The 18,179-nt window shown below is 71.8% G+C and carries 20 protein-coding genes; 11 read left to right on the top strand and 9 right to left on the bottom strand.

Going from position 1 to position 18,179, the window contains the following annotated elements; translation table 11 throughout:
* The first annotated feature begins 31 nt into the window (after positions 1-31).
* Positions 32-475: a hypothetical protein gene (locus tag FHX40_RS02955; protein ID WP_142258178.1), complete on the top strand. Its 444-nt coding sequence runs from the start codon at positions 32-34 to the stop codon at positions 473-475.
* A gap of 9 nt (positions 476-484) precedes the next feature.
* Here FHX40_RS02955 and FHX40_RS02950 read toward each other — a convergent pair whose 3' ends face one another.
* Positions 485-1,510, bottom strand: a complete 1,026-nt coding sequence (locus FHX40_RS02950) for a GDP-mannose 4,6-dehydratase (protein WP_142258177.1) — start codon at positions 1,508-1,510, stop codon at positions 485-487.
* A gap of 273 nt (positions 1,511-1,783) precedes the next feature.
* On the opposite strand from FHX40_RS02950, the gene FHX40_RS02945 reads away from it, so the two are divergent.
* The 5 genes from FHX40_RS02945 to FHX40_RS02925 all read left to right on the top strand — a co-directional run bounded on the left by FHX40_RS02945 (position 1,784) and on the right by FHX40_RS02925 (position 6,337).
* Positions 1,784-3,085 (top strand): glycosyltransferase family 4 protein, encoded by a 1,302-nt coding sequence (locus tag FHX40_RS02945; protein WP_229789152.1) that lies wholly within the window; start codon positions 1,784-1,786, stop codon positions 3,083-3,085.
* Positions 3,086-3,799: a class I SAM-dependent methyltransferase gene (locus FHX40_RS02940; protein ID WP_142258175.1), complete on the top strand. Its 714-nt coding sequence runs from the start codon at positions 3,086-3,088 to the stop codon at positions 3,797-3,799.
* Positions 3,796-4,887 (top strand): prenyltransferase/squalene oxidase repeat-containing protein, encoded by a 1,092-nt coding sequence (locus FHX40_RS02935; protein ID WP_229789151.1) that lies wholly within the window; start codon positions 3,796-3,798, stop codon positions 4,885-4,887. The genes FHX40_RS02940 and FHX40_RS02935 overlap by 4 nt, the downstream gene beginning before the upstream one ends.
* A gap of 364 nt (positions 4,888-5,251) precedes the next feature.
* Positions 5,252-5,830, top strand: a complete 579-nt coding sequence (locus FHX40_RS02930; RefSeq protein WP_142258174.1) for a helix-turn-helix domain-containing protein — start codon at positions 5,252-5,254, stop codon at positions 5,828-5,830.
* A gap of 255 nt (positions 5,831-6,085) precedes the next feature.
* A complete protein-coding gene (locus FHX40_RS02925) occupies positions 6,086-6,337 on the top strand; it encodes a DUF397 domain-containing protein (protein ID WP_142258173.1) in 252 nt (83 codons plus the stop codon).
* Between the two features lie 25 nt (positions 6,338-6,362).
* Here FHX40_RS02925 and FHX40_RS02920 read toward each other — a convergent pair whose 3' ends face one another.
* A complete protein-coding gene (locus FHX40_RS02920; protein ID WP_170198689.1) occupies positions 6,363-7,025 on the bottom strand; it encodes a class I SAM-dependent methyltransferase in 663 nt (220 codons plus the stop codon).
* A 72-nt stretch (positions 7,026-7,097) separates the two neighbouring features.
* Here FHX40_RS02920 and FHX40_RS02915 point away from each other — a divergent pair, with 72 nt between their 5' ends.
* From FHX40_RS02915 to FHX40_RS25390, 5 genes are all read left to right on the top strand, one after another.
* Entirely contained in the window at positions 7,098-7,565 is a 468-nt protein-coding gene (locus FHX40_RS02915) for a pyridoxamine 5'-phosphate oxidase family protein (protein WP_142258172.1), read from the top strand.
* 7 nt (positions 7,566-7,572) lie between these two features.
* Positions 7,573-7,803 carry a ferredoxin gene (locus FHX40_RS24890; RefSeq protein ID WP_268241056.1) on the top strand — a complete coding sequence of 77 codons (231 nt, stop codon included), beginning with the start codon at positions 7,573-7,575 and terminating at the stop codon, positions 7,801-7,803.
* A 128-nt stretch (positions 7,804-7,931) separates the two neighbouring features.
* A complete protein-coding gene (locus FHX40_RS24885) occupies positions 7,932-8,270 on the top strand; it encodes an STAS domain-containing protein (RefSeq protein ID WP_170198687.1) in 339 nt (112 codons plus the stop codon).
* A gap of 51 nt (positions 8,271-8,321) precedes the next feature.
* Complete coding sequence (locus tag FHX40_RS25395; protein ID WP_229789150.1) at positions 8,322-8,990, top strand: RibD family protein; 669 nt, start codon at positions 8,322-8,324, stop codon at positions 8,988-8,990.
* 11 nt (positions 8,991-9,001) lie between these two features.
* Positions 9,002-9,478, top strand: a complete 477-nt coding sequence (locus FHX40_RS25390; RefSeq protein ID WP_189136288.1) for a deaminase — start codon at positions 9,002-9,004, stop codon at positions 9,476-9,478.
* 298 nt (positions 9,479-9,776) lie between these two features.
* Here the strand turns inward: FHX40_RS25390 and FHX40_RS02900 are convergent, their stop codons facing one another.
* From FHX40_RS02900 to FHX40_RS02870, 7 genes are all read right to left on the bottom strand, one after another.
* A complete protein-coding gene (locus FHX40_RS02900) occupies positions 9,777-10,787 on the bottom strand; it encodes a sugar phosphate isomerase/epimerase family protein (RefSeq protein ID WP_142258170.1) in 1,011 nt (336 codons plus the stop codon).
* Entirely contained in the window at positions 10,784-12,007 is a 1,224-nt protein-coding gene (locus FHX40_RS02895; protein ID WP_229789149.1) for a Gfo/Idh/MocA family protein, read from the bottom strand. Before FHX40_RS02895 ends, FHX40_RS02900 begins: the two co-directional genes overlap by 4 nt.
* 18 nt (positions 12,008-12,025) lie before the next feature.
* Complete coding sequence (locus FHX40_RS02890; RefSeq protein ID WP_142258169.1) at positions 12,026-13,096, bottom strand: ABC transporter substrate-binding protein; 1,071 nt, start codon at positions 13,094-13,096, stop codon at positions 12,026-12,028.
* A 33-nt stretch (positions 13,097-13,129) separates the two neighbouring features.
* A complete protein-coding gene (locus tag FHX40_RS02885; RefSeq protein ID WP_142258168.1) occupies positions 13,130-14,137 on the bottom strand; it encodes an ABC transporter permease in 1,008 nt (335 codons plus the stop codon).
* Entirely contained in the window at positions 14,130-15,683 is a 1,554-nt protein-coding gene (locus FHX40_RS02880; RefSeq protein ID WP_142258167.1) for a sugar ABC transporter ATP-binding protein, read from the bottom strand. The genes FHX40_RS02885 and FHX40_RS02880 overlap by 8 nt, the downstream gene beginning before the upstream one ends.
* 20 nt (positions 15,684-15,703) lie before the next feature.
* Positions 15,704-16,927 (bottom strand): ROK family transcriptional regulator, encoded by a 1,224-nt coding sequence (locus tag FHX40_RS02875; RefSeq protein WP_142258166.1) that lies wholly within the window; start codon positions 16,925-16,927, stop codon positions 15,704-15,706.
* Positions 16,928-17,218: 291 nt separating this feature from the next.
* Positions 17,219-18,112, bottom strand: a complete 894-nt coding sequence (locus FHX40_RS02870; RefSeq protein ID WP_142258165.1) for an SDR family oxidoreductase — start codon at positions 18,110-18,112, stop codon at positions 17,219-17,221.
* Positions 18,113-18,179 lie beyond the last annotated feature (67 nt).

Below are 18,179 nucleotides of genomic sequence, written 5' to 3'. Positions count from 1 at the left end.
TATGGAAGCGCTCGAGTCCAGAGGGGGAATCATGACGCAGGGCAACCCGCCGACCGCACCGGACTCCCGCCCGGTCCGGGCACAGGTCCGGCAGGCGGTCGCCGCCGGCCGGGCCGCGGCCACGGCCGTGGCGCGCCGGATCGAACGCGTCCACCGCCCGTACCGCAGGGGCCGCCTGGCGTTCCTCGTCGCCGCCGGGTACGCCGCGATCGTCGTCCTGGTGACCCTGGTCGAGATCGCCGCGCCCCATCTCCCGCCCGAGGTCACCGGCGGCCTGTGGAACGCCCCGACGGCGTTCCTCGCCTGGGTCGTCGCCATGCCGATCTCCGTGCCGCTCATCGCGCTCGCGGTGTGGCTGCCGGTGCCCGACTGGCTCGCCCAGGCCTTCTTCCTCCTGACGCCCCTCGCCAGCCTGTTCCTGGCGTGGCTGATGTGGCGCCTGCTGCGCGGCCGCCGCGTCGACGGCGGGGCGTGACGGGGCCGGTCAGGGCCAGGAGGAGTGCTGGTGCGGGTCCTCGCCGTTCGACAGCAGGCGCAGGTCGGACTCGACCATCATCTGGATGAGCTCCTCGAACGTGACCGACGGCTCCCAGCCGAGCTGGGTCCGCGCCTTCTTCGGGTCCGCGCAGAGCAGGTCGACCTCGGCCGGGCGGTGCAGTGACTCGTCGGAGACCACGTACGGCTCCCACGGCAGCCCCGCCGCCGCGAACGCGGTGCTCACCAGCTCGCGCACCGAGTGGGTACGGCCGGTGCCGATCACGTAGTCCTCGGGCGTGTCCCGCTGCAGCATCATGTGCATCGCCCGGACGTAGTCGCCCGCGAACCCCCAGTCCCGCCGCGCCTCGAGGTTGCCGAGCCGGAGCTCCTTGGCCATGCCGAGCTTGATCCGGGCGACCCCGAGGGAGACCTTGCGGGTGACGAACTCGGCGCCGCGCCGCGGTGACTCGTGGTTGAACAGGATGCCGGAGACCGCGAACATCCCGTACGACTCGCGGTAGTTCTGCGTGAGGAAGTGCCCGTAGGCCTTCGCCACGCCGTACGGCGAGCGGGGATGGAACGGGGTGCGTTCGGTCTGCGGCGTCTCCCGCACCTGGCCGAACATCTCCGAGGACGAGGCCTGGTAGAAGCGGATCTGGCCGGTGGTGGCCCCGCGGGACGCGGTGATGCCCGAGCAGACCCGGATCGCCTCCAGCATGCGCAGCACGCCCATGCCGGTGACCTCGGCGGTCAGCTCGGCCTGCTCCCACGACATCGGCACGAACGAGATCGCGCCGAGGTTGTAGACCTCGTCCGGCTGGGCCTTCTCCACGGCCGCGATCAGGGAGCCCTGATCGAGCAGGTCACCCCGGATGAGCCGCACCTCCTTGAGGAGTGAGCCGAGCCGGGACAGCCGCGGGTTCGACTGCCCGCGTACCAGGCCCCAGACCTCGTACCCCTCGTTCAGCAGGTGCTCGGCGAGATAGGAGCCGTCCTGACCGGTGATGCCGGTGATCAGCGCACGCCTGGCCAACAGGTTCTCCTTGCTCTTCGGGTACGGCCCCCGTCCGACAGGCGCCCGGATTATCGCCTATGGATCTGGAATGTACCGCGACGACCCCCATGTCACGCTCTCGGAGGGGGCGCGGATCCGGGTCCTGCACTGGAACTTGTTACACCGAACATGGTTCTAGTAGGGTGGCCGCTCAGTCCGCGTTCCGCTACCGAAGGGTAATAGGGGCGCGTTAAGGTCATCTTCGGGTATATGTCCCGCGACTTACCACAGTCCGGACGAAAGGGGTGGCCCTTGAAGGAGCGCGGCCTTGACCGCACCGACGCCGAGCCGACGGAGGGGGAGCCACTACGGGTCGCCCTGCTGTCCTACCGCAGTAAGCCGACGTGCGGCGGGCAGGGCGTCTACCTGCGCCACCTCAGCCGCGAGCTCGTCGCCCTGGGCCACCACGTGGAGGTCTTCTCCGGCCAGCCGTACCCGGAGCTCGACGAGGGCGTGATCCTCAACCAGGTGCCGAGCCTCGACCTGTACCGGGACGAGGACCCCTTTCGCACCCCCAAGCTCCACGAGTACCGGGACTGGATCGACGTGCTCGAGGTCGCCACGATGTGGACGGCCGGCTTCCCCGAGCCGCTCACCTTCAGCCTGCGGGCCTACCGTGAGCTGAAGCGGCGGGCCGGCGACTTCGACGTGGTGCAGGACAACCAGACCCTCGGGTACGGCATCCTCGGCATCCAGCGGCTGTTCCCGGTGGTCGGCACCATCCACCACCCGATCAGCGTGGACCGCCGCATCGAGCTGCAGAACGCCGAGGGCTGGAAGCGGTACTCGCTGCGCCGCTGGTACGGGTTCGTCCGCATGCAGGCCTACGTGGCGGCCCGGCTCAACCCGATCCTCACGGTGAGCGAGTCGAGCCTCGCCGACATCCACCGCGACTTCAACGTGCCGCAGCGCAACATGCGGCTCATCCCGCTCGGGGTGGACACCCGCTACTTCCACCCCCGGCCGCACCTGCCGAAGCGACCGGGCTCGATCGTGGCCGTGGCGAGCGCCGACTCCCCGATGAAGGGCGTGGCCACGCTGCTGCACGCGGTCGCCAAGCTCGCCACCGAGCGGGACGTCAACCTCACCGTGGTGAGCCGCCCCACCCCGGGCGGGCCGACCGAGAGGCTCGTCCAGGAGCTCGCCCTCGGCGACCGGGTGCGGTTCGTGCACGGCATCAGCGACGACGAGCTCGGCGAGCTCATCGCCACCTCGGAGATCTCCGTGGTGCCGTCGCTGTACGAGGGCTTCTCGCTCCCGGCCGTCGAGCACATGGCGTGCGGCACGCCGCTGATCGCGAGCCGTACCGGGGCGCTGCCCGAGGTGGTCGGCGACGCCGCGATCCTCGTCACGCCCGGCGACGCCGAGGAGCTCGCCGCCGCGCTGCGCCGCCTGCACGACTCCCCCGAGCTGCGGGAGAAGGTCGGCCGCGCCGGCTACGACCGGGTGCAGGAGCGGTTCACCTGGCGCGTGGTGGCCAAGCGCACCGTCGAGGCGTACCGCGAGGCGATCGCCGCCCGCGCCGCCCGCACCGCCCGGAAGGGAGCGGCGTAGGTGCTCACCGTCGACTTCTCCCGGCTTCCGGTACGGCCCGGCGACCGGGTCCTCGACCTGGGCTGCGGCGGCGGCCGGCACGCGTTCGAGGTGCTGCGCCGCGGCGCCGACGTGGTCGCCTTCGACCAGGACCTCAAGGAGCTCGAGGGCGTGGCCGCGATGTTCGCCGCGATGAGCAAGGCGGGCGAGATCCCCGACGGGGCGACCGGCACCACGGTGAGCGGCGACGCGCTCGCCATGCCGTTCCCGGACGCGAGCTTCGACCACGTGATCGCCGCCGAGGTGCTCGAGCACATCCCGCACGACACCCAGGCGATCGCGGAGATCGTCCGGGTGCTCAAGCCGGGCGGGTTCCTCGCCGTCACCGTGCCGAGCTTCCTGCCCGAGCGCATCTGCTGGGCGCTGTCGGAGGAGTACCACACCGCCCCCGGCGGGCACATCCGGATCTACACGCTCGCCGAGCTGAAGGCGAAGCTCAAGGCCGCCGGGCTGCGCGTGGGCCCGCACCACCACGCCCACGGGCTGCACTCGCCGTACTGGTGGATCAAGTGCGCGGTGGGGGTGAACAACAACGACCACCCGCTCGCCAAGCGGTACCACGACCTGCTCGTCTGGGACATCATGAAGCGCCCGGCCGTGACCCGGATCGCCGAGCGGCTGCTCAACCCGCTGATCGGCAAGAGCGTGGTCGTGTACGCGCGGAAGCCCGCATGACCGCGCCCGCCTCGCCGCGCGTGCCCGCGGTGCCCGGCGTGCTCGACGCCGCGCAGGTCGTGCAGACCGCCGAGAGCATCGCCGCGATGCAGGAGCAGGACGGCGGCATCCCCTGGCCCGACGGGCACGTGGACGCCTGGAACCACGTCGAGTGCCTCATGGCGCTCACCGTCGCCGGGCTCACCGAGCCCGCCCGCAAGGGCTACGAGTGGCTGGTACGGCACCAGCGCGAGGACGGCTCCTGGCCGATGAAGCTCGTGCGCGGCGAGGCCGTGGAGCACGGCGGGGAGAGCAACCACGCCGCGTACGTCGCGGTCGGCGTGTGGCACGAGCTGCTCGTCACCGGCGACGAGGACTTCGCCCGGGCGATGTGGCCCGTGGTGACCCGGGCGCTCGACTTCGTCGTCGACCTGCAGACCCCGCGCGGCGAGATCGTCTGGGAGCGTACGGCGAGCGGCCGCCCGGCCGACTACGCGCTGCTCACCGGCTGCTCCTCGATCCACCAGGGCCTGCGCTGCGGCGCGGCGCTCGCCGAGCGCCTCGGCGACCCCCGCCCGGACTGGGAGCTCGCCGCCGACCGGCTCGGCCACGTGATCGCCACGCACCCGGAGGCGTTCGCCGACAAGAGCCGCTTCTCGATGGACTGGTACTACCCCGTGCTCGGCGGCGCCGTACGCGGGGCCGAGGGCATGGCCCGGCTGGAGCGCGACTGGGACGTGTTCGTCGTGCCCGGCCTCGGCGTGCGCTGCGTCTCCGACCAGCCCTGGGTCACCGGGGCCGAGTCGTGCGAGCTCGTGCTCGCCCTCGACGCCCTCGGCGACCGCACCCGCGCCCTGCGCGTCTTCGCCGACATGCAGCACCTGCGCCACGAGGACGGCTCGTACTGGACCGGCTGGCAGTTCGCCAACCGCGCCCACTTCCCCCACGAACGCTCCGCCTACACCGCCGCCGCCGTCATCCTCGCCGCCGACGCCCTCGCCAACGCCACCCCCGCCGCGGGCATCTTCCGCGACATCCCCACCCGCGCCCTCCCCACCACCTCCTGCGGCTGCGAACCCGCCGGCCACCAGCCCGCGCGCCTGTCCTGACCGGGTCCGCATCGCCGACCGTGACCGGGCGGAGTCCCCGCCCCGGGTACGCCACGCCCTGACGCAGGGCCGGGAGCGGGTCGGTCGCCCCTCCCCGCTCCCGGCCGTGTTCGGCCAGACCACGGTCAAGACCGCGCGCCATGGAGGAATACGGAGACCTTTTCCTTCATACAAGAGTCATACGGCGAACGCGCTCTGTAATCTTCCGGGGAAGGCATTCCGCAAAGGCGCGCGGTGTCACCGGGTCCCGACGTCGCGGCCCGGGTACCGAACGCGAGCCCTGGACATGGTCAGCCCGGCAGGACAAGTCTGAGGAGTGTCCGCGGGTCCTTCAAAAAGAGGTGGAGGGCTGGACGACGCCGACATGACCGGGCAGGCCCACGAGACGATCGGGCGCCGTATTGCCCGCGCACGGAAACCGCGTGGTCTGACACAGCGCGCCCTCGCCGAGCGGGTGCCGTGCTCCAAGAGTCTGGTCGCGCAGGTCGAAAGCGGACACAAGCCCGCGACCCCGTCCTTCGTCGGCGCCGTGGCGCGGGCGCTGAACGTGGACGTGACCGACCTGACCGGTCAGCCGTATCGGGGTCGGACCGCCACCACCGACCGGATCCACGCGACGATCCCCGAGATCCGCCAAGCCCTCACCCACTGGGACATACCGCCGGAACTCGACGTGCCACCGCGCCCTCTGCCCGACCTGCGGACCGCGACCGAGGAGGCGACACGGCTGCGACAGGCCGCCCGCCACGTCGAGCCGGGCACGATGCTCCCGGCGCTCATCAGGGAACTGATCGTCACGTCCACACCGCGGGCGGTCATGATTCGTCCGGCGTCAAGGAAGGGGGGCCCTCCGCGGCGCGTCCGGCCTGGTGACGCCGGTCGCCGGTGGACCACCCGTACGAGGCCGTTCCGCGGCGGACGGCGGCAGGCCACCATCGCCTGAGAAGGTCATCCCGCCGTCGCCCGGCCATGGCGAGAGACTTCGCCTCGAAAATGGCAAGTCAGGTTTCACTGGTCGGAGTTATTGATTGTGCACCGCATACGATCTGGACATCGCGGCTGCACGCCTCATACTGGGGTCAACGAGAATTATTCGCGAATAGGCGGCTCGTCGGGCGGCCTCGCGAGATGGCGTTCTCGTTCGAGGTTACTTCGGCCTCCACCAGGGGGCCTGTGACAATCCTGAGGAGAATCTGTCGTGCGCTCCACTCCCCCGGCCGCCTCTCCTTGGCGGAAAAGCAGCCACAGCAACGCCGAAGGTCACCGCGTAGAAGTCGCCGTGTGGCGAAAGAGTACCCACAGCAATGCCATGGGTAACTGTGTCGAGGCGGGAAACGGGCCGGGCGTCGTCGCCGTACGGGACAGCAAGAATCCGGACGGGCCGGTATTGGCGTTTACGCCCGACGCCTGGCGGTCTTTCCTCGACGCCGTCCGATCGGGGGCCGTGTAAATCGTAATTCGCGGCGCACTCCCGGTCACCGCGATTCGCGCTTTCGCTCGAGCACGCGGAGTGAGCCCTCGGCGCGGACCTCGTGGAATTCGCCGGACTCGAGGGCGCGGAGGTAGACGCGGTACGGCGCCTGCCCGCCGTCGGCCGGGTCGGGATAGATGTCGTGGAAGACGAGGGCGCCGCCGGGCATGACGTGCGGGGCCCAGCCCTCGTAGTCGAGGGTGACCGGCTCCTCGGAGTGGCCGCCGTCGATGAAGAGCATGGCGAGCGGGGTGTTCCAGTACCGGGAGACGACCTCGGAGCGGCCGACGATGGCGATCACCTCGTCCTCGAGGCCGGCGGCGGCGATCGTCTGCCGGAAGAACGGCAGGGAGTCCATGCGGCCGAACCGCGGGTCCATCAGCTCGGGGTCGTGGTACTCCCAGCCGGGCTGGATCTCCTCCGAGCCGCGGTGGTGGTCGACGGTGAACACCACCGTGCCGACGAGCCGGGCGGCGGCGCCGAGGTAGATGGCGGACTTGCCGCAGTAGCTGCCGATCTCGCAGATCGGGCCGAGCGGGCCGTACCGGCAGGCGGTCTCGAACAGCGCGAGGCCCTCGGCGGTGGGCATGAAGCCCTTGGCCTGCTCGGCCGCGGCGAGCAGGTCGGCGGGCATCCGCGGCGGTGCGGCGTCCGTGTGATCGATCATCGTCCCTCCCGGGCAGAACACTATTCGTGTGGGGCCTTGCCCCGCCCACCAGAACTATGTTCTACTCGTCGCATGCACCAGCGCGCGCGGATCGCGATGACCGAGGACGAGGTGGCGGCGTTCCTCGCCGAGTCGCACAAGCTCCAGCTCGCCACGGTCAACCGGGACGGCACGCCGCACCTGGTCCCGATGTTCTACGCCCTGCTCGACGGGCGGATCTGCTTCTGGACCTACGCCAAGTCGCAGAAGGCCCGCAACCTCGAGCGCGACCCGCGCGTCACCTGCCTGGTCGAGGCCGGCGAGGCGTACCACGAGCTGCGCGGGGTCATGCTGTACGGCACGGCCGAGCGGATCACCGACCCGGAGCGGGTGCTGGCGGTCGGGCTCGCCGTGGCCGGGCGCATGGCCGGGGCCGGGGGCGCCGCGCCGCCGCGCGAGGCGATCGAGCACACCGCCCGCAAACGGGTCGCCTTCGCCGTCCACCCGACCCGGGTGACCAGTTGGGATCATCGCAAGCCGCACGGGCCGTCCGCGGGGTAGCGTTCAGGTGGTTCAACGGCGAGCCGTACCGTACGAGGAGTACACGATGAAGCTGACGGTCGACGCACTGGTGTGCGAGGCGAACGGCGTGTGCGTGGGCCTCGCGCCGGAGGTGTTCGAGCTCGACGACGACGAGCGGCTGCACATCCTCATGCCCGAGCCGCCCGCCGAGCTGCGCGACAAGGTGCGTCACGCGGTGCGGTCCTGCCCGAAGGCCGCGCTCACCATCGAGGAGTGACCGAGGGCCCGGCCGGGCGGGCGGCCGCCGCCCGCCCACGGGCTAATCGAGTGGCATTCGGCACCCGAGATCTGGAACGCTCGACTCCGGCGATATGCCGCGTCCGTTATCCGAAGACTGGAGGTCAGGTGGAGCCGCAGGCCGATTGCACGGTCCTGTATCTCAGCGGAGAGATCGACACCTTCGTGGCCCCGCGCATCCGCGAGTGCATCGCCGACGTGTGGGCGCGCAGCTCCACTCCCCTCGTGATCATCGACCTTTCCGGGGTCACCTTCTGCGACGCGGCGGGAATCCGGGCGCTGCTGTTCGCGCTGAAGATCATGCGGATGAGCGGGCGGCGCCTCGTGCTCTCCGGCGTGAGCGAGCGCATGGCGATGCTGCTCCGGGTCAGCGGGGTGCAGGACGAGTTCGAGGTGCACGACAGCGTCGAGCAGGTGCTGTTCGCCGACGCCGACCTCGGCGACTGAGGACCGCCGACGCCGGTGCCCGGCAGGGCGCCCGAGGGAAAGTGAGGGTGCGTGCGGCCGTACGTGCTGCTGAGCTGCGCGATGTCCATCGACGGCCACATCGACGACAACGGCCCGGAGCGGCTGCTGCTGTCGAACGCCGAGGACTTCGACCGGGTGGACGAGGTCCGCGCCTCCTGTGACGCGATCATGGTGGGGGCGGGCACGGTGCGCCGGGACAACCCCCGGCTGCTGATCCGCTCGCCGGAGCGCCGCCACCGGCGGGTGGCGCGCGGGCTGCCGCCCGACCCGGTCAAGGTGACCGTCACCGCGCGCGGTGACCTCGACCCGGAGTGCGCGTTCTTCACCGCCGGGGACGGCGAGAAGCTCGTGTACGCGTCCGCCTCGGCCGCCGTCCCGCTCGCCGGGCTGCTGAAGGACCGGGCGACGGTGATCCACACCGGCGGGCCCGGGGACACGGTCGACCTCCGGCTCGTCCTCGACGACCTGGGGCGGCGCGGCATCCGGCGGCTCATGGTCGAGGGCGGCGGCGGCCTGCACACCCGGTTCCTGTCCGAACGGCTCGCCGACGAGCTGCAGCTCGTGGTCGCCCCGCTGTTCGTCGGCGACCCCGCCGCGCCCCGGTTCGTGTCCGGCGGCGACCTGCCCAAGGGGCGGCTCAACCTCACCGAGGTGGTCAAGATCGGCGACGTGGCGCTGCTGCGCTACCGGCTCCGGTGAGGCGGCCCGCCATGACCGGCAACGACGAGCCGAACCGGGACCGCCACTGGCTGGCGATCGCCTGCGACCTCGCCCGGCTCTGCCCGCCCTCGCAGACCGCGTTCTCGGTCGGCGCGGTGATCGTGTCCGCCGACGGCGAGGAGCTGGCCCGCGGGTACTCCCGGGAGACCGACCCGCACGTGCACGCCGAGGAGGCCGCGCTCGCCAAGCTCGACCCGGCCGACCCGCGGCTCGCCACGGCCACGATCTACAGCAGCCTCGAGCCGTGCGGGCGGCGCAGGTCCCGGCCGCGCACCTGCGCCGAGCTGATCATCGCGGCGGGCATCCGCCGCGTGGTGTACGCCTGGCGGGAGCCGTCGGTGTTCGTCGAGGCCACCGGCGCGGCCCGGCTGGCGGCCGCCGGGATCACCCTCGTCGAGATCGCCGACCTCGCCGGCCGCGCCCGCGAGCCCAACGCCCACCTGCTCGGCCGATCCTCGGACGGCTGAGCCCGCGGCCGGCCGTACCACCCGCTCGCATACCGGGCCGCGGGCGGGGTGGCCGGCGCAGGTCCCCGCCCCTGACCTGCGCCGGCCGGCCTGGCACCGCCTCCCGGGGAGGGCGCCACAGGAGCGTGGCCTCCTCGGCGGAGGCGGTGGAGCCGAGGGTGCTCGCCGCCGTGCCGGGTTGGCGGGGGAGGGGGGTGTGTCGGCGGCGAGCACGGGCCTGGTGGCGGGTGGGTTCGTGGCGGGTGGGGCCGCGCGCCGCGCCTCGCGGCGGACGACCGGCGCCCGTGGCGGCGGGGCGTCACTCGGAGGCGAAGGCGGCGTCGAAGGACGCGGCGGGCGGGGTGATCGCGTTGAGGCGGCGGATGTACTCGAGCGCCTCGGGCGCGCCCTGCAGGCGGTCCATGCCCGCGTCCTCCCACTCGATCGAGATCGGGCCGTCGTACCCGATCGCGTTGAGCGCCCGGAAGCAGTCCTCCCACGGCACGTCGCCGCGCCCGGTGGAGACGAAGTCCCAGCCGCGGCGCGGGTCCGCCCACGGCAGGTGGGAGGAGAGCCGGCCGCGCCGCCCGTCACCGACCCGCACCTTGGCGTCCTTGCAGTCCACGTGGTAGATGCGGTCGGCGAAGTCGAGGATGAACCCGACCGGGTCCACCTGCTGCCACACCATGTGCGACGGGTCCCAGTTGAGCCCGAACCCCGGGCGGCGGCCGATCGCCTCCAGCGTGCGCACCGTGGTGTGGTAGTCGTAGGCGATCTCGCTCGGGTGCACCTCGAGCGCGAACCGCACCCCTACCTCGTCGAACACGTCGATGATCGGGTGCCACCGGTCGGCGAAGTCCCGGTACCCGGCCTCGATCATCGCGGGCGGCACCGGCGGGAACATCGCCACGGTGTGCCAGATCGACGAGCCGGTGAAGCCGACCACGGTCTTGACGCCGAGCTTCGCCGCCGCGCGGGCGGTGTTCTTCATCTCCTCGGCGGCGCGCTGCCGTACCCCCTCCGGGTCGCCGTCGCCCCAGATCCGGGCGGGCAGGATGCCCTTGTGCCGCTCGTCGATCGGGTGGTCGCAGACCGCCTGACCGACGAGGTGGTTGGAGATCGTCCAGACGCCGAGGTTGTACTTCTCCAGGACCTCGCGCTTGCGGGCGACGTACGAGTCGTCCTCCAGGGCCTTGTCCACCTCGAAGTGGTCGCCCCAGCAGGCGATCTCGAGGCCGTCATAGCCCCACTCGGCGGCGAGCCGGCACACCTCCTCGAACGGCAGGTCCGCCCACTGTCCGGTGAACAGGGTCACGGGCCGGGTGCTCATGCGTCCTCCTCGATCTCCTCGACGCTGGTCCAGCGGCTGCCGTCGGCGGCGCTGCGCTCGACGGCGGCGAGCACCTTCTGCACCCGCAGGCCGTCGGCGAACGACGGCGCGGGGTCGGTCCCGGCGGCGATCGCCTCCAGGAAGTCCTTCACCTCGTGGGTGAAGGTGTGGTCGTACCCGAGGCCGTGTCCCGGCGGCCACCAGGCCCCCGCGTACGGATGGTCGGGCTCGGTGACGAGGATGCGCCGGAACCCGGCCTCGGCCCCGGGTTGGGTGTTGTCGTAGAACCACAGCTCGTTCATCGCCTCGAAGTCGAAGGCGAGGCTGCCGAGCGAGCCGTTGATCTCGATGCGCAGGCCGTTCTTGCGGCCGGTGGCGAACCGGGTGGCCTCGAACGAGGCGAGCACCCCGCCCTCCATGCGGCCGATGAACAGCGCGGCGTCGTCCACGGTCACCCGGCCCTTGGCGGCGGTGCCCGCGGCGGCGGACAGCCCGGCCGACTCCTCGGCGAGCGGGCGTTCGGTCACGAACGTCTCGGTGATCGCGGAGACGCCGGTGATGAGCCGGCCGGTGATGTACTGCGCGGTGTCGATGATGTGCGCGCCGATGTCGCCGAGCGCGCCGGAGCCCGCCTTGTCCTTCTGCAGCCGCCACACCAGCGGGAACTCCGGGTCGACGATCCAGTCCTGCAGGTACTGGGCGCGCACGTGCCGCAGCTCGCCGAGGCGGCCCTCGGCGACGAGCCTGCGGGCGAGCGCGATCGCCGGGACCCGCCGGTAGTTGAAGGCGACCATGCTGCGCACCCCGCGCGCCGCCGCCCGCTCGGCCGCCTCCGCCATCGCCGCGGCCTCCGCCACGGTGTTGGCGAGCGGCTTCTCGCACAGCACGTGCTTGCCCGCCTCGAGCGCGGCGATGGCGATCTCGGCGTGCGAGTCGCCGGGCGTGCAGATGTCGACGATCTGGACGTCGTCGCGGGCGACCAGGTCACGCCAGTCGGTCTCCACGGCGGCCCAGCCCAGGCTCGCGGCGGCGGCCTCGGCGCGTTCCTTCGACCGGCCGGCGAGCGCGGCGAGCACCGGCCGGAGCGGCGGGTCGAAGAACGCGGTCACGTTCCGCCAGGCGTGCGAGTGCGCCCGGCCCATGAACGCGTAACCGACCATGCCGACCCCGATCGCCGGGATCGCGCCCGGGCCACCGCCGGTGGCGCTGTTGCTTGTCACGTGCGTTGCCCCCTGACTTTAGGATTCGAAGCCGAGCGGCAGGTACTGCTCGACGTTGTCCTTGGTGATCGTTTCCGAGGCGAGCGTGATCGACTGGGGCACCTGCTGCTCCACCAGGTCGCTCATACCCCTGCCCTGCGCGATGAGCCGGGCGAGCTTCACCGCCGAGCCGGCCATGGTCGGGCTGTAGGTGACGGTGCACTCCAGCACGCTGGTGCCGGACTGGATCTCCCGCATCGCGTTCGCCGAGCCGGCGCCGCCGACCATGAAGAACTCGTTGCGGCCCGCCTCCTTGATCGCGGCGAGCACGCCGACGCCCTGGTCGTCGTCGTGGTTCCAGATCGCGTCGATCTTCTTGTGCGCCTGCAGCAGGTTGGTCGCCACCTCGGTGCCGGACTCCACGGTGAACTGGGCGTCCTGGCGGGCGGTGACGCGGTAGCCGTACGTGCGGAGCGCGTCCTCGAAGCCCTTGGAGCGTTCCTGGGTGAGCGGCAGCGTGGCGATGCCCTGGATCTCCAGGATCACCGGGTCGGTGACGCCCTTCTCCTTGAGCTTCCGGCCGATGTAGTGCCCGGCGGCGACGCCCATGCCGTAGTTGTCGCCCCCGATCCAGGTCCGGTAGGAGAGCTTGTCGGGGAAGATCCGGTCGAGGTTCACCACCGGGATGCCCGCGTCCATCGCCCGGCGGGCGACCTGGTTGAGCTGCTCGCCGTCGTTCGGCAGCAGCACGAGCACGTCCACCTTCTGCTGGATGAGCGACTCGACCGCGGAGATCTGCTGGTTGATGTCGTTGGTCGGCTCGACCGGGACGAAGGTGACGTCGGAGTACCGCTTCGCCGCCTCCTCGGCGTTCTTCGCGATCGCCGCGATCCACCCGTGGTCGGCCGCGGGCGCGGAGAAGCCGATCTTCACCTCGCGGCCCGGCCGGTCGTTGTCGGTGGCGGCGGCCGGGGCCTGGGAGGGGGCCGCGCTCTGCTGCGCGGCCGGTGGCTCGTTGCTCGTGCACGCGGTGACGAGGGCACCGGCGCCGACGACGGCCCCGCCGAACAGGAAGCCACGGCGAGCGAGGCGAGCGTCCTGTCGAGACATGGTGGTTCTCCTTGGGTTGGGGGGTGATCGCGTCTAGGTGCGTCGCCCGACCAGGCCGCGCCGCTGGAGCAACACGGCGGCGACGATGATCAGGCCCTTCGCGATGAGCTGGTCGCTGGTGTTGAGGCCGTTGAGGATGAACAGGTTGGTGATGACGGTGAAGATCAGCAGGCCGAGGATCGAGCCGACGATCGAGCCGCGGCCGCCGGTGAGCAGGGTGCCGCCGATGATCACGGCGGCGATCGCGTCGAGCTCGTAGAGGTCACCGTGGGTGCTCGACCCGGTGGTGGTCCGGGCCATGATGAGGATCGCGGCGACGCCGCAGCAGAAGCCGGAGATCGCGTACAGCAGCATGGTGTGCCGCCGCACGTCGATGCCGGCGAGCCGGGCCGCCTCCGGGTTGCCGCCGACCGCGAAGGTGCGGCGGCCGAACGTGGTGCGGTTGAGCACGATCCAGCCGGCCACGACGACGAGGGCGAAGATGTAGACGAGCAGCGGCAGCCCGAGCACCCGGGTGGTGGACAGCTCCACGATCGCGTCGTTCTCCGGCCGGATGAGCTGGGTCTTGCGGTCGGAGATGCGCTGGGCGAGGCCGCGCGCCGCCACCAGCATGGCGAGCGTGGCGATGAACGGCACGAGCCGGCCGTACGCGATGAGGATGCCGTTGACCAGGCCCGCGCCGGTGCCGACGAGGATCGCGCACAGCGCCATCACCCACGGCCCGTACGACTGGGTGGCGAGCGTGGTCGCCCACACCGAGGCGAGCGCCATCACCGCGCCCACCGACAGGTCGATGCCGCCACCGATGATCACGAACGTCATGCCGACGGTGATCACGCCGATGGTGGACGCGAGGGCGAGGATGCTCACCAGGTTGTCCGAGGTGGCGAAGTTCTCCGGGCGGGTGATCAGCCCCACCACGGCGAGCAGCGCGAGCGCGACGATCAGCCCGAGGTGCCGGGTCTCGCCGACCCGTCCGAGGCGGAGCCGGGCGGTGCCGGGCAGCGCTCGGGCGGTGGTGCGGGCCTTGGTCTCAGTCACCGGAGCCCTCCTTCGTGCCGTGCGGGGCGACCATCACCAGGTCGAGGACGCGGTGCTCGTCGAGCTCGGCCGCGGGGGCCTCGTGCACGAGGCGGCCCTCGCGGATCACCAGGACCCGGTCGGCGAGGCCGAGCACCTCGGGCACCTCGCTGGACACCAGCAGCACCCCGATGCCGCGGTCGGCGAGGTCGCGGATCACCGCGTACAGCTCGGCGCGGGCGCCGACGTCCACGCCGCGGGTGGGCTCGTCGAGCAGGAGCAGCCGCAGCCCGCCCGCGCCGTCGGCGGCGCCGCGCTCGGTGAGCCAGCGGGCGAGCACCGCCTTCTGCTGGTTGCCGCCGGAGAGCGTCTTGACCGGGCGGCGCACGTCCCGGGGCCGGATGTCGAGCACCTCGGCGAGCCGGTTCGCCTCGGCGAGCTCGGCGCGCCGGTCGAGCCAGCCGAACCGGGCATACCGGGAGAGCCCGGCGAGGGTGATGTTGCGGGCGACCGGCTCCTCGAGCAGCAGGGCCTGCGCCTTGCGCTCCTCGGGGGCGAGGCCCATGCCGAGCCGTACGGCGTGGCGGGTGCTGCCGGGCCGTACCGGTCTGCCGTCGAGGAGCACGCGGCCCGCGCTCGGGCGGCGGGCGCCGTAGATCGTCTCGATGATCTCCGAGCGGCCGGAGCCGACCAGGCCGGCGAGGCCGACGATCTCGCCCGCGCCGACGGTGAACGAGATGTCGGTGAACCTGCCCGGCAGGGTGAGGCCCTCGACGCGGAGCACCTCGGGGCGGTCGGCCGGGGCGGGCCGGGGCGGGAAGACGTACTCGACGTCGCGGCCGGTCATCAGCGAGACGATCTCGGCGGTCGGGGTCTCCCGGGCGGGCAGGCCGACCGCGACCGTGCGGCCGTCCTTGAGCACGGTGACCCGGTCGCCGATCTCGCGGATCTCCTCCAGCCGGTGGGAGATGTAGACGACCGCGACGTTCTGGGCGGTGAGCTCGCGGATGACGCGGAACAGGTTCGCCACCTCGTCGTGGGCGAGCGCGGCGGACGGCTCGTCCATGATGATCAGCCGGGCGTTGTGGGAGAGCGCCCGCGCCATGCTCACCACCTGCTTGCGGGCCGGGGAGAGCCGGCCCACCTCGGTGGCCGGGTGGATCTCGGGGTGGCCGAGCCGGGCGAGCAGGCCGGCCGCGGCCCGGTTCGCCTCGCGGCGGCGGACGAAGCCGAGGGCGGCGTGCTCGTGGCCGAGGAAGATGTTCTCCGCCACGCTCAGCCCGTCCACCAGGTCGAGCTCCTGGTAGATGGTGGCGATGCCGGCCCGCATCGCGGCCGTCGGGTTGGCGAGCCGTACCGGGCGGCCGTCGAGGAGCACCTCGCCCGCGTCGGGCTGGTGGGCGCCGGAGAGGACCTTGATCAGGGTGGACTTGCCCGCGCCGTTCTGGCCGAGCAGGCAGTGCACCTCCCCCGCGTGCACGTCGAGGTCGACCCCGTCGAGGGCGCGCACGCCGGGGAAGTGCTTGACGATCCCCCGCATGCGCAGCAGAGGGGCGGGTGAAGGCATGGGCGCCTCCAGGGGGGTGTTCAGCCTCCGGTGGAGGTGGGCGTCCGGGAGGACTCGGTCTCGGTGACGATCCGGTTGATGTTGTCCGGGGCGAGGAAGTGTTCGATGGCGAGGATTCCGGCGCCGGTCGCGGCGGCGTCCGCGCCGGTCCGGGTCGGGACGATCGCGAGGTGGTGGGTGGCGAGCGGCAGGGAGCGCCGGTAGATGGTCTCCCGGATGCCCGCGAGCAGGTGGTCGTGCACCTTGGCGAGCACGCCGCCGATCACGATCACCTCGGGGTTGAAGAAGTTGACCAGGCTCGCCAGCACCTCGCCGATGAGCCGTCCGGCCTCGCGGACGAGGCGCAGCGCCTGGGTGTTGCCCGCCTGGACCAGGGCGACCACGTCCGAGCCCGACTCGGCGGGGAAGCCGAGCTCGGTGAGCCTGCGGGCGAGCGCGCCGCCGCCCGCCACGGCTTCAAGGCACGCGCTGTTGCCGCACCGGCACCCGGCCTCGTCGTGGCCGCTCACCCGGATGTGGCCGATGTCGCCGGCGCTGCCCTGGGCGCCGCGGTGCAGCCGGCCCTGGGCGATGATGCCGCAGCCGATGCCGGTGCCGACCTTGACGAACAGCAGGTAGTCGGTGTCCGGGAACGCCGAGCGGTGCTCGCCGAGCGCCATCACGTTCACGTCGTTGTCGACCTTGACCAGCGCGTTGTACCGCTCGGCGAAGTAGTCGGGGATCGGGTACGCGTTCCACCCGGGCATGATCGGCGGGTTGTTGGGGCGGCCGGTGGCGAACTCGACCGGGCCGGGCACGCCGATGCCGATCGCCTTGAGCGCCTCGGGGGTGAGCCGCGCGTCGGTGAGCAGGCCGCGGATGCGCCGGTCCACGTGCGCGAGCACGGTCTCCGGGCCCTCGGCGATGAGCAGCGGGTCCTCGTGGGTGGCGAGGGTGCGCCCGCTGATGTCCATCAGCGAGATCCGGCAGTGGGTGGCGCCGAGGTCCACCCCGGCGACGACGTTGTCCGCGGTGCGCAGCCGCAGCCGCCGCGGCGGGCGGCCGCCGGTGGACTCGCCGTCCTCGGTCTCGCTCACCAGCCTGCTCTCGATGAGCTGGTCCACCCGCTGGGAGATGGTGGAGCGGGCGAGCCCGGTGACGCGCGCCAGGTCGGCGCGGGTGGTCGCGCTGCCCGCGCCGATGAGGGTGAGCACGTCGGCAGGAGAGCCGGGTACGGCCCGCTCGTCGCCCGTCGGGGTGGCCATGCCCGAGACCATAAAGCCGACTTTCGCCGGAATCAATACCTATTTTTGCCGATCATCGAACGAAGTCCCCTCATGAGGCGGCGCAGCCTGGTCCGATTCGACCGACTTGCGCCGGGCCATGCCCCGCGACACGGCGACTTACGCCGATGATCGAACAAAGATCGGCCCGGCCGCGCCGTACCCGAGGGCGGTGCGCTACGGCACGGCCGGGCCCGGAGACGCGAACGGCACCCGCGGTGAGTGCCGCGGGTGCCGCACGGAAACCTGGGGATCAGGGGCTCACGGGATGCGTCAGAGCATCTTCTCCATGGACGCCTGGGCCTGCTTGCCGAGCTCGGTGGTGAGGTACGGCTGCTCGGCCATGATCGCCTCCCAGTTGTCGCGGATCGCCTCGGGGCTGATCTCGTCGGTGCGCCAGCCCGGGCCCTCGGCGACGAACACGCGGGCCACCCGGCCGCCGCCGACGGAGAACACCTCGCCGGTGGTCTCGCAGCTCTCGTGGGCGAGGTAGGCCACCAGCGGGCTGATCCGGTCGACGGAGAACTTCTGCTCGAACTCGGCCGGGAGGATCGACTGGGTCATCCGGGTCCACGCGACCGGGGCGATCGCGTTCACCTTGATGTTGGCGCGGGCGCCCTCGATCGCGAGGGTCTTGGTGAAGCCGACCAGGCCCATCTTCGCCGTGGAGTAGTTCGTCTGGCCGAAGTTGCCGAACAGGCCGGCCGGCGAGCTGGTGTTGATGATCCGGCCGTACGCCTGCTCCTTCATGTGCGGGAAGGCGGCGCGGGTGACGAGGAACGAGCCGCGCACGTGCACGGCGAGCACGGCGTCGAACTCCTCGACCGTCATCTTGCCGAACGACCGGTCGCGCAGGATGCCGGCGTTGTTGACGAGGATGTCCACCCGGCCGAACGCGTCGAGGGCGGTCTGGATGATCGCCTGGGCGCCCTCCGGGGTGGCGACGTTGTCGGTGCTCGCGACGGCCTCGCCGCCGTTCTTCTTGATCGTCTCTACGACCTCGGCAGCGGGGCCGGAGGAGGCGCCGGTGCCGTCGAGCGCGCCGCCGAGGTCGTTCACGACGACCTTCGCGCCACGCTCGGCGAGCAGGAGCGCGTGCGACCGGCCGAGCCCGTTTCCGGCGCCGGTGACGACGGCGACCTTCCCATCAAACCGAAGCTCCGACATGTGTGCGCCTTTCAGGAGAACAAGGTTCGGTTGATGTCCACACGATAGCCGGGCCCGCACCGGTCGC

The sequence above is a fragment of the Thermopolyspora flexuosa genome (genome assembly GCF_006716785.1).
Taxonomy (GTDB): domain Bacteria; phylum Actinomycetota; class Actinomycetes; order Streptosporangiales; family Streptosporangiaceae; genus Thermopolyspora; species Thermopolyspora flexuosa.
Note: the sequence above shows the minus strand (reverse complement) of the source record. Positions and strands in the feature narration are given on the sequence as shown.